The following is a 9,445-nucleotide window of genomic DNA, read 5'->3' on the forward strand; positions in this document are numbered from 1 at the left end:
ACCGCCCCTCCGCCTCACCCGACGCGTGCGCCGACGCCATCGCTGTCGCCCTCCGCAGCCCGGTCGGCGACCGGGTCGGAGTCGGCCACGGACGGCTCGACGACCGGGACGGACCGGTCCGGCGTCGCGGCTGAGCGGCGGCGGAAGAGCAGCAGCATCAGGCACCCGGCGACCAGGCCCCAGAACGCGCCGCCCACGCCGATCAGCGTCACGCCGGAGGCGGTCACCACGAAGGTGACCACGGCGGCCTCCCGGGTCGCCGGGTCGGTGACCGCCGATGCGAGCGCGGTGGCGAGGGCGCCGAGCAGGGCCAGTCCGGCGACCGCCTCGATAAGGATGGGTGGGGCGACCGCGACCAGCGCGGTGGCCACGCCGGCGCCCAGCCCGAGCAGGGCCAGTCCGACGCCGGCGGTGACCGAGGCGGCCCACCGGCGGTCCGGGTCCGGGTGGGCGTCCGGGCCGGCGGCCAGCGCGGCGGTGATCGCCGCGAGGTTCACCGCGTGCCCGCCGGCCGGGGCGGCGAGCAGGCTGGCCAGGCCGGTGGCCCGCAGCGCGGCACCGAACGGCGGCCGGTAGCCGTAGCCGACCAGCACGGCCATGCCGGGCACGTTCTGCGCGGCCATGGTGACCAGGAACAGCGGCAGGGCGAGCCCGATCAGCGCGGACGCGTTCCAGGCCGGCGCGGTCAGCGTGATCGACGGGATCAGCGCGGCGCCGCTCAGACCGGTCGGCGGCGAGGTCAGCGCGATCGCCGCCACCGCCACGAGCAGCGCGCCGGGCACCGCCCAGCGGCGGGCGAAGCGGTGCAGCAGCAGCCAGCCGGCCACCACCGGTCCGGCCACCGTGGGCAGCTCGACGAGCGCGCGGACCGGGGCGGTGCACAGCGGTAACAGCACCCCGGCGAGCATCGCGCCGGCGACCGGCTTGGGAATGGCGGCCACCGCCCGGCCGAGCGGTGGGAAGAGCCCGGCCGCGACGATCAGCAGGCCGGAGACGAGGAACGCACCCACCGCGACCGGCCATCCGCCCGGCGGTGACCCGGTCGCCACCAGCAGCGCCGCGCCCGGCGTGGACCAGGCCACGCTCATCGGTATCCGGTGTCGCCAGCCCAGCCAGGCGGCGGCGAGCCCGCACGCCACGCAGAGGGCGAGCAGGCCGGAGGCCGCCTGCGCGTCCGACGCGCCGGCCGCCCGGAGCCCGGCCAGCACGACGGTGAACGAACTGGCGAAGCCCACCAGCGCGGTCACCACACCGGCCAGTACCGGTTGTGTGCGCCCGGCCATCCCCACCCCTCCCGACTGTTCCGTTTACGGAACGACTGCGTGTAGCACGATAGCCGGGTGCCGCACCCACCACCAGCCCGCCGCCCGGGCCTCGACGTGGACCCCGCCGTCGTCGGGCGCCGGGTCCGAGCCCTGCGCGAGGAGCGGGGGATCTCGCTGTCCACACTGGCCCGGCTCGCCGGCGTCGGTAAGGCCACCCTCTCCGGCCTGGAGAACGGCACCCGCAACCCGACCCTGGAGACGCTCTGGGCGGTCACCGCGCAACTCGGCGTACCGTTCACCGCCCTGCTGGCGGAACCGGCGGCCGAGCCGATCGTGCACGGCACCGCGGTCACCGCCACCCTGCTGGAGGTGTTCTCCGACACCGACGCGACCTACGAGCTGTACCGGATGCGGGTCGCGCCCGGCGTCACGCAACTCTCTCCCGCCCACCAACCGGGAGTCACCGAACACATCACCGTCTTCGCCGGCGTGCTGCGCGCCGGCCCGGCGGACGCGCCGCTGACCGCCCCGGCCGGCGGTCACCTGCGCTGGGTCTCCGACGTGCCGCACACCTACGCGGCGGCGGGCGACGAGGAGGTCGCCGCCAGCCTGCTGCTGCGCTACCCCCGCCGCTGAGCCCGACCGAGCCGGCGCACCGCCCCTCCGGGCGGATATCGCAATCATTTCTCGACCCGACGTAGGAGGCGGAGAGACGAAGGCGGGGTGTTCTTGGCAAGCTTGACCCCATGACGCTGATCCTCCGCTCGGTCATCCTCAACGACATCGGCTTGGTGCGCACCAACAACGAGGACTCCGCCCTCGCCGGTGACCGCCTGATCGCGGTCGCCGACGGCATGGGCGGGCTGCCCGCGGGCGAGGTGGCGAGCGAGATCGTGATCCGGATCCTGGACGAGCTGGCCCCGCCGACCGACCCCGACGGGGCCGCCGACGCCCTACGCGCCGTCGTCAGCACCGCCAACCAGCGAATCCACGCCGCCATCACCGTCGACCCGACCCGCGAGGGGATGGGTACGACACTGACGGCGGCGCTGCTCGCCGGGGAGACGCTGGTGCTGGCGCAGGTCGGTGACTCCCGCTGCTACCTGCTGCGGGACGGGGAGTTGACCCAGCTCACCCGGGACGACACGTTCGTGCAGGCGCTGGTCGACCAGGGCACGCTCTCCCCCGAGCAGGCCCGGCACCACCCGCAGCGCTCCCTCGTGACCCGGGCCGTGCAGGGTGCTGACACCCCACCGGCCGTCGGTGTGCTCACCGTCGTCCCCGGCGACCGGCTGCTGCTGTGCAGCGACGGGCTCTCCGACTACGTCGAGGACGACGCCATCGCCGCGGCGCTGGGCATGTACGCCGACCGCCAGCAGTGCGGCGAGCAGTTGGTGAAGCTCGCCCACCACGCCGGCGCACCGGACAACGTCACCGTCGTCGTCTCCGACGTCACGGCCCGCTGACCTCCACCTTCTCGTGACACAGGCCGGAGCGGGCGGTCGGCGACCTCAGTAGGTAGTTGTGCCATCTAGGTTGCGCAGCTAGTGTCCGGCGGGTGGATTCCGACCGACGCGGGCAGTGGCTGCGGGGGGTGCTCGACATCTGCGTCCTGGCCCTGCTGGCCGAACGCGAGTCCTACGGCTACCAGCTCGCCCAGGCACTCGACGCGGCGGGCGTCGGGCCGATCCAGGGCGGCACGCTCTATCCCGTGCTGCTGCGCCTGCAGAAGACCGGTCTGGTGACCGCGCAGTGGCGGGAGGGCACCGCCGGGCCGGCCCGCAAGTACTACCGGCTGACCGAGGGCGGGCAGGCCGCGCTGCGCGACGGAGGCAACGCCTGGCTCACGTTCGTCAGGCCGGTGAGCGACATCGTCACGAAGGGGGTTGCCGGGTGAACGACGACTGGCTACGCACGTTCGCGGCCGAGCTGCACCACCGCCGGGTCGCGGTGGACGCCGCCCGGCACGTGGTCGCCGAGGCCGCCACACACCTGCGCGACTCCGGCGGCGACCCGTGGGTCGTCTTCGGCCCACCCCAGCAGTACGCGGGCGCGATCGTGGAGAGCATCGGCACGGCACCCGGGCCACGCCCCGGACCGGTCCGGCTGCACGCCCGCGGCATCACCAAGCGGTACGGCCGAAAGACGGTGCTGCGCGACGCGACGCTGACCGTCCGGGCCGGACAGATCGCCGCCGTGGTCGGCGCCAACGGCTGCGGCAAGAGCACCTTCCTGCGGATCTGCGCCGGGCTGATCTCACCCGACGCCGGTGAGGTGACCGTCTCCGGGCGACTCGGCTACTGCCCACAGTCCGGCGGCACCGCCGACTTCCTGCTCGCCGACGAGCACTTCGTGCTGGTCGGCGCCGGTCAGGGCGTGGCCCGGGGGCCGGCCCGCCGCGCCGGACGGGCGGCCGCCCGACAGCTCGGCTGGGAGGCGGGCGGAAACGTGCAGGCCCGGCACCTCTCCGGCGGTACGCGCCAGAAACTCAACCTGACCATGTCCACGCTCAGTGAGCCGGACGTACTGCTGCTCGACGAGCCGTACCAGGGCTTCGACCAGGGCACCTACGTCAACTTCTGGGACCAGCTCAGCCGACTGCGCGACGAGGGCGCGGCGATCGTCGTGGTGACCCACCTGCTCAACCAGCTCGACCGGGTGGACACCGTGCTCGACCTGACCCCAGCACAACCGTCCGGGCGGATCGCGCCCGGCGTCCGAGGAGGCCGTCCGTGAACCGGCTCGTCACCGTCGCCGAGATGACCCTGCGGGAGTTGTTGCGTCGTCGGGGCGTACTCCTGCTGTTGTTGTTGATGCCGTTGACCTTCTACCTGATCCGGCGGGACGCCTACCTCGGGCAGTCGGTACGGTCGCTGCTGCTCGGCGTGGGCTGGGCGGTGAGCACCGCCGCGCTCTTCGCCACCACGGCGGCCCGGGAGCTGGAGCCGAGGTTGCGGTTCGCCGGCTACCGCCCACACCACCTCTACCTGGGTCGGATGCTCGGCCTGTGGGCGGTGGGGCTCGTCATCTCCGTACCCTTCTTCCTGCTTCCCCTGGTCGACGGCGCGGACCTGCGGTACGGCGGCCTGGCCGCGGCGATGCTCTGCTCGGTCGGTGTGGCGGCGCCCTTCGGGATGCTGATCGGCACGCTGCTGCCCCGCGAGTTGGAGGGAACGCTGCTGCTGCTGACCGTGGTGACCGTGCAGATGCTGATCGACCCGGCCGGGTCGGGCGCGAAGCTGACGCCGTTCTGGTCGAGCCGGGAGATCGCCACCTGGTCGGTGGATCACACCGACGAGGGTTACCTCACCCGGGGCGTGCTGCACGGGTTCGCCGTCACCGCCCTGCTGGTGCTCAGCGTGGCCGCCGTGGCGAGTGTCCGGCTGCGCCGCCGCCGGCACCTGCGCCACCTGCCCGTCGGCTGATCCGGTCAATTCGGTTGCTGGGACCTGCGCGGCGGGTTGAGATGGGCGGATGACCATCCGCCGGGTGACCGCCGACGACCGTCTCACCACCGGTTTCCCGCTGGCCGCGTACGCGTTCGAGTCGTCGCCGCTCGGTGCCGCCCGGATCGAGCAGTTCCGCGACTACCTGCCCTACCACCAGGGCAACACGACGCTCGCCATCGAGGAGGACGGGGCCACGCTGGCCGTCGTGTCGGCCATTGGAATGCGGCAGAACCTCCGCGGGGTGGTGCTGCCGATGGCCGGCGTCGCCGGGGTGGCCACCCATCCGCTGGCCCGCCGGCAGGGGCATGTCCGGACGCTGCTGCACCGGCTGCTCGACGAGATGCGCGACGAGGGGCGTCCGCTCAGCGCCCTCTATCCGTTCCGGCCCAGCTTCTACGCCCGGTTCGGCTACGTCGGGCTGCCCAAGCCGCGCACGGTCACCTTCACCCCGGCGGATCTGGGGTCGCTGCTGCGCGCCGAGCTGCCCGGCGAGGTGGGCTGGGAGCGGATCGCCGCCGGCTACCCGACGTGGCGCGCGTTCACCGAGCGCTGCCTCGAGCAACGGCACGGCTTCTCGGTCTTCCCCGACTACCGGGCGGTCGGGTTGCGCGACCGGGACGAACACTGGCTGCTCACCGCCCGGGTGGATGGCGCGGTCACCGGCGCGATCACGTACCGGATCGACGACTACGGCGGCACCCTGCTCGGCAACGAACTGCTCGCCACCGATCCGCTCGCCCGGACGTTGCTGTTGCAGTTCCTCGCCCGGCACGTCGACCAGGTCGAGCGGGTCAGCCTCCAGGTCCCGCCCGACGAGCTGCCCGAGCTGTGGCTCACCGACCTGGACGTGCGCGTCGAGGCGCGGGCGGGCCGGCCCGGCTCGTCCGCCCCGATGGCCCGGCTGCTGTCGCTGGACGCCGGACGCGGCCGCCGAACTGCGCAGCATCTTCCCGCGCGAAGTGCCGTACCTGTTCGCCGACTTCTGAGCACGGTTTGCCGCCCGTGCCCCACCGGGTACGGTCCCCGGAATGCCGGAGTGGTTGCAGGCGGGCGGATGGGGATTGCTGGCCGGGTCGGCCCTGTTGGTCGGGGCGGCGGTCGGCTGGTTCGCGCGCGTGCCGCAGACGCTCATCGCGTCGGTCATGGCGTTCGGCGCGGGGGTGCTGCTCTCCGCGGTGCCGTACGAGCTGATCGAGGTCGCGCACGACCAGGGCGGGATGCTGCCCACCGTGCTCGGTGCGGCCGGCGGCGCGAGCGCGTACACCCTCGCCAACGTGGCTCTGGCCCGGCGCGGCGCCCGTAACCGGAAACGCTCCGGCGCCCGCCAGCCCTCCGAGGGTGAGAAGCCCGGCTCCGGCACGGCGATCGCGGTGGGTGCGCTGCTCGACGGCGTACCGGAATCGGTGGTGATCGGCGCCAGCCTGCTCAGCGGCGGCGCGGTCAGCCTGGTCACGGTGGTGGCGGTGTTCCTCAGCAACATCCCGGAGGGGCTGTCCAGCGCGGCCGGCATGCGCCAGGCCGGCCGGACCCGACGGTACGTGTTCCTGCTCTGGACGGGGATCGCGCTGATCAGCGGCGTCGCGGCGCTGGTCGGCAACACCCTGCTGGGTGGCGCACCGCCGGAGGTGCTGGCCAGCATCACGGCGTTGGCCGCCGGGGCGATCCTCGCCATGATCACCGACACCATGGTCCCAGAGGCGTTCGAGGACGCCCACCTGCTGGTCGGTCTCATCACGGTCGCCGGTTTCCTGACCGCCTTCGCACTCTCCCACGCCTGAGTGACCCGACCAGCCTTAGCGAGGCATTAAACCGGCACGGCGGATTCGTCGCGACGCCGTCACGGCTCCTAGCATCACGGGGTGCGCATGACGTCGCTTGCCGCTCTGCTCGTCCTCGGTGTCGCTACCGCGACCCTGCCCGCCTGCGCGTCCGACGATCCGGCGCCCGCCTTCGAGGCCGGCTCGCCCGCCTCGCCGCAGGCCCTGGCGACCGGCGACCAGGGCGTCGTACCGGCGGGCCGCGACGGCCTCGGCGGCCCCGGGGCCAGCGCGAGCCCGAAGCTCGCCGCGAAGGCGCTCGCGGCCGGCAATCCGAACGGCAAGGCCACCGTGCCCGCCGAGGCACGCGCGGTGGACACCTCGAAGCCGACCCGGACCGTCGGCACCGGCACGCCGGCGAGCTGCACCTCCGCGGCGGTCGTGAAGGCCGTCGCGGCCGGCGGCATCATCACGTTCAACTGTGGACCGGCACCGGTGACGATCACGATGGCGGCCACCGCGAAGGTCCGCAACGCCAACGGGCCGAAGGTCGTCCTCGACGGCGGCGGCACGGTCACGCTCAGCGGTCAGGGGCAGCGCCGCATCCTCTACATGAACACCTGCGACGAGGCCCAGGGCTGGACCACCTCGCACTGCCAGAACCAGGACCACCCGCAGCTCACCGTGCAGAACCTGACCTTCGCCGACGGCAACTCCACCGGCGACAAGGCCGAGGGTGGCGGCGGTGGCGCGATCTTCGTACGCGGCGGGCGGTTGAAGGTGGTCAACTCGCGCTTCGTCCGCAACCGCTGCGACCGCACCGGCCCCGACCTGGGCGGCGCGGCCGTCCGGGTGCTCAGCCAGTACGACAACAAGCCGGTGTACGTGGTCAGCAGCACCTTCGACGGCGGCTCTTGCTCCAACGGCGGGGCGCTGAGCAGCATCGGCGTGTCGTGGGTGGTACTGAACAGCGTGCTGAAGAACAACGAGGCGATCGGCAGCGGCGCCAACCCGGCCAAGTCGGGCACGCCCGGCGGCGGCAGCGGCGGCGCGATCTACTGCGACGGCAACGAGTTCACCGTACGGATCGCCGGCACCGTCATCGAGAACAACAAGGCCAACGAGGGTGGCGGCGCGATCTTCTTCGTGAGCAACAACCGCACCGGCACGATGCGGATCGAGAACTCGACCCTGCGCCGCAACCCGAGCGGAAAGTTCGAGACCCGCGGCTACCCCGGCATCTTCTTCCTGGGCGCCCAGAACCCCACAGTCATCGGCACCAAGCCTCAGTAGGGATTTCCCTGGCCCGGGGGGCGTGCTTCGAGGAGGCCCTCCGGGCGACCCGGCAGGGTGGGCGCGCCGGACAAGGGCGGGCTCGCGGTGTGGTCGCCGCCGGCCATGCCGACGATGAGTTCCTTGAGCGCGGTGAGCGCGTCGATCCGGGGCACCCAACCCAGCTCGCTCTCCGCCCGCTCACTGGACATCAGCGGCGCGTTCAGGCCCAGCTCCACCCAGCCCGCGTCGACCGGTTGCAGCCGCGCCCGCCAGGTCAGGGCCGCCGCGACCCGCAGCACCGGCGCCGCGACCGGCACCGTCCAACCGTGGAATTGCCGGGCCACCAGCTCCGGGGTCAGCACCGGGTCCGCGGCGAGATTGAAGGCACCGCGCGCATCACCCAAAACCGCCCTGGCGTACGCGTCAGCCACATCGTCGGCGTGCACCGCCTGCATCCGCAGCCGGCGGTTCGTCGGCACCAGCGGAATCCGGCCGAAGCGCAGCAGCCGTACCGGCGCGAGAGGACCCAGAAAATAGCGGGTGATCTCCACACCGGCGGCCCGCTGGAAGATCAGCCCCGGCCGCAGCCGCACCACCCGCACCGCGGGATGCTCCCCCTCCAGCCCGTCGAGCAGCGCCTCCACCTCGGCCTTGTGACCGTAGCCGACCAGCCCCAGCGAACACGAGCACCGGAACAGGCGGCACGGACCGCGAGTCTGGTGCCCAGGCCGTCGCGGCCGTCCGCCCCGGAGCCGAGATCGCTGCCGTCGCCGCCCTTGCCGTCCTGCTCCACGGTCCGTTGCTCACCGCCCGACTGCTCACCCTCGCCCCCGCACTCCACACTGCGGTCGTCCCGCCGAGCCCAGCCAACAGCGTCCGCGCGGTGCATGTCGCGCAGCTCGGTGAGCATGCTGCCGGCCGGCCGCCGATAGCCATGAGCTGGTCGTGGGTGCCGGCTTCGATGAGGCGGCCGTGGTGCGGGATGTACATGCGGGGGTCGGCGTGGCGGACATTGGCCAGTCGGTGGGTGATCAGGATGGTGATGCCGCGTCCCCGCCGGTCGCGGATGGCCTTGGAAGGGCGTCCTCGGCGCGAGGGTCGAGGGCGGACGAGGGAACATCCATGATGAGCACGTCAGCGTCGTGCAGGAAGCTGCGGGTGGCGAGGCCGCAACCCTGGTCGCCCTGGTCTGAACATATAGGCGAACATAATTCAACGTCCGTCTATATTGCCTGCTCAGAGTGGGCCGCCAGGGACTCGAACCCTGAACCTACGGATTAAAAGTCCGCAGCTCTGCCATTGAGCTAGCAGCCCCGAGTGCGCCTTGTTAGGCGCACGCGCGTTTTGAGGCTACCGGATCGCCTGCCCGTCCGTCGTGCTGGTATTGCCCGTTGTGACTGGTGGGCGCCCACGTGCAGGTGGACGCTTGAGGCGACCTTCGCGTCCGGAGGTGAAGCTGTATGCCAACCCCTGTCCATCCGGTGTCGCGCCACGTCGGTCGAACATACGTTCCACAGGGTTCTCCACAGGCTGTGGAGAGAGGGCGTCGCGGTGATAACTACCGCGACGCCACAGGGCTGTTGCGTTCTCGCGGCGCGGGGCGCTGAACAGGGATTTCGTGGGGTGAGTGGCCTCTGTGGAGGCGGATGAAGCGGGTGAAGCCCTCAAGGTGATCATGGAGTTCTTGACGCTGCACGAC

The 9,445-nt window shown here is 72.3% G+C and carries 10 protein-coding genes, 1 tRNA gene and 1 pseudogene; 8 read left to right on the forward strand and 4 right to left on the reverse strand.

Going from position 1 to position 9,445, the window contains the following annotated elements:
* Nucleotides 1-14 precede the first annotated feature (14 nt).
* The gene (locus F8271_RS27530) at nt 15-1,283 is read right to left on the reverse strand and encodes a benzoate/H(+) symporter BenE family transporter (protein WP_225854799.1); all 1,269 of its coding nucleotides are present in this window, start codon (nt 1,281-1,283) and stop codon (nt 15-17) included.
* A gap of 57 nt (nt 1,284-1,340) precedes the next feature.
* Here F8271_RS27530 and F8271_RS27535 point away from each other — a divergent pair, with 57 nt between their 5' ends.
* The 8 genes from F8271_RS27535 to F8271_RS27570 all read left to right on the forward strand — a co-directional run bounded on the left by F8271_RS27535 (nt 1,341) and on the right by F8271_RS27570 (nt 7,764).
* Entirely contained in the window at nt 1,341-1,901 is a 561-nt protein-coding gene (locus F8271_RS27535; protein ID WP_225854800.1) for a helix-turn-helix domain-containing protein, read from the forward strand.
* A 110-nt stretch (nt 1,902-2,011) separates the two neighbouring features.
* A complete protein-coding gene (locus F8271_RS27540) occupies nt 2,012-2,731 on the forward strand; it encodes a PP2C family serine/threonine-protein phosphatase (protein WP_151492764.1) in 720 nt (239 codons plus the stop codon).
* A 92-nt stretch (nt 2,732-2,823) separates the two neighbouring features.
* Nucleotides 2,824-3,162, forward strand: a complete 339-nt coding sequence (locus tag F8271_RS27545; RefSeq protein ID WP_151492765.1) for a PadR family transcriptional regulator — start codon at nt 2,824-2,826, stop codon at nt 3,160-3,162.
* Nucleotides 3,159-4,001, forward strand: a complete 843-nt coding sequence (locus F8271_RS27550) for an ATP-binding cassette domain-containing protein (RefSeq protein WP_151492766.1) — start codon at nt 3,159-3,161, stop codon at nt 3,999-4,001. The genes F8271_RS27545 and F8271_RS27550 overlap by 4 nt, the downstream gene beginning before the upstream one ends.
* Nucleotides 3,998-4,690, forward strand: a complete 693-nt coding sequence (locus F8271_RS27555) for a hypothetical protein (RefSeq protein ID WP_151492767.1) — start codon at nt 3,998-4,000, stop codon at nt 4,688-4,690. Before F8271_RS27550 ends, F8271_RS27555 begins: the two co-directional genes overlap by 4 nt.
* A 49-nt stretch (nt 4,691-4,739) precedes the next feature.
* Entirely contained in the window at nt 4,740-6,017 is a 1,278-nt protein-coding gene (gene eis, locus F8271_RS27560) for an enhanced intracellular survival protein Eis (protein ID WP_225854801.1), read from the forward strand.
* Entirely contained in the window at nt 5,905-6,492 is a 588-nt protein-coding gene (locus F8271_RS27565; RefSeq protein ID WP_225854803.1) for a ZIP family metal transporter, read from the forward strand. Before eis ends, F8271_RS27565 begins: the two co-directional genes overlap by 113 nt.
* Nucleotides 6,493-6,579: 87 nt before the next feature.
* Nucleotides 6,580-7,764 carry a hypothetical protein gene (locus tag F8271_RS27570; RefSeq protein WP_151492770.1) on the forward strand — a complete coding sequence of 395 codons (1,185 nt, stop codon included), beginning with the start codon at nt 6,580-6,582 and terminating at the stop codon, nt 7,762-7,764.
* On the opposite strand, the gene F8271_RS27575 is transcribed toward F8271_RS27570, so the two are convergent.
* The 3 genes and pseudogenes from F8271_RS27575 to F8271_RS27585 all read right to left on the reverse strand — a co-directional run bounded on the left by F8271_RS27575 (nt 7,758) and on the right by F8271_RS27585 (nt 9,060).
* Nucleotides 7,758-8,390, reverse strand: coding sequence for a hypothetical protein (locus F8271_RS27575; protein ID WP_225854802.1), 633 nt, complete (start codon nt 8,388-8,390; stop codon nt 7,758-7,760). The two genes, F8271_RS27570 and F8271_RS27575, sit on opposite strands and share 7 nt — an antisense overlap.
* 268 nt (nt 8,391-8,658) lie before the next feature.
* Nucleotides 8,659-8,909: pseudogene (locus tag F8271_RS27580) on the reverse strand (ABC transporter ATP-binding protein); the annotation flags it as partial.
* 79 nt (nt 8,910-8,988) lie between these two features.
* Nucleotides 8,989-9,060: transfer RNA gene (locus F8271_RS27585), tRNA-Lys, on the reverse strand.
* Nucleotides 9,061-9,445 lie beyond the last annotated feature (385 nt).

Origin of the sequence: Micromonospora sp. ALFpr18c (assembly GCF_008868155.1) — a bacterium.
In the GTDB taxonomy this organism is placed as follows: domain Bacteria; phylum Actinomycetota; class Actinomycetes; order Mycobacteriales; family Micromonosporaceae; genus Micromonospora.

Bases quoted from the DNA above. Each gene is read 5' to 3' on its own strand.
- F8271_RS27530 (WP_225854799.1), bottom strand. From the start codon at position 1,283: ATGGCCGGGCGCACACAACCGGTACTGGCCGGTGTGGTGACCGCGCTG.
- F8271_RS27540 (WP_151492764.1), top strand. From the start codon at position 2,012: ATGACGCTGATCCTCCGCTCGGTCATCCTCAACGACATCGGCTTGGTG.
- eis (WP_225854801.1), top strand. From the start codon at position 4,740: ATGACCATCCGCCGGGTGACCGCCGACGACCGTCTCACCACCGGTTTC.
- F8271_RS27570 (WP_151492770.1), top strand. From the start codon at position 6,580: ATGACGTCGCTTGCCGCTCTGCTCGTCCTCGGTGTCGCTACCGCGACC.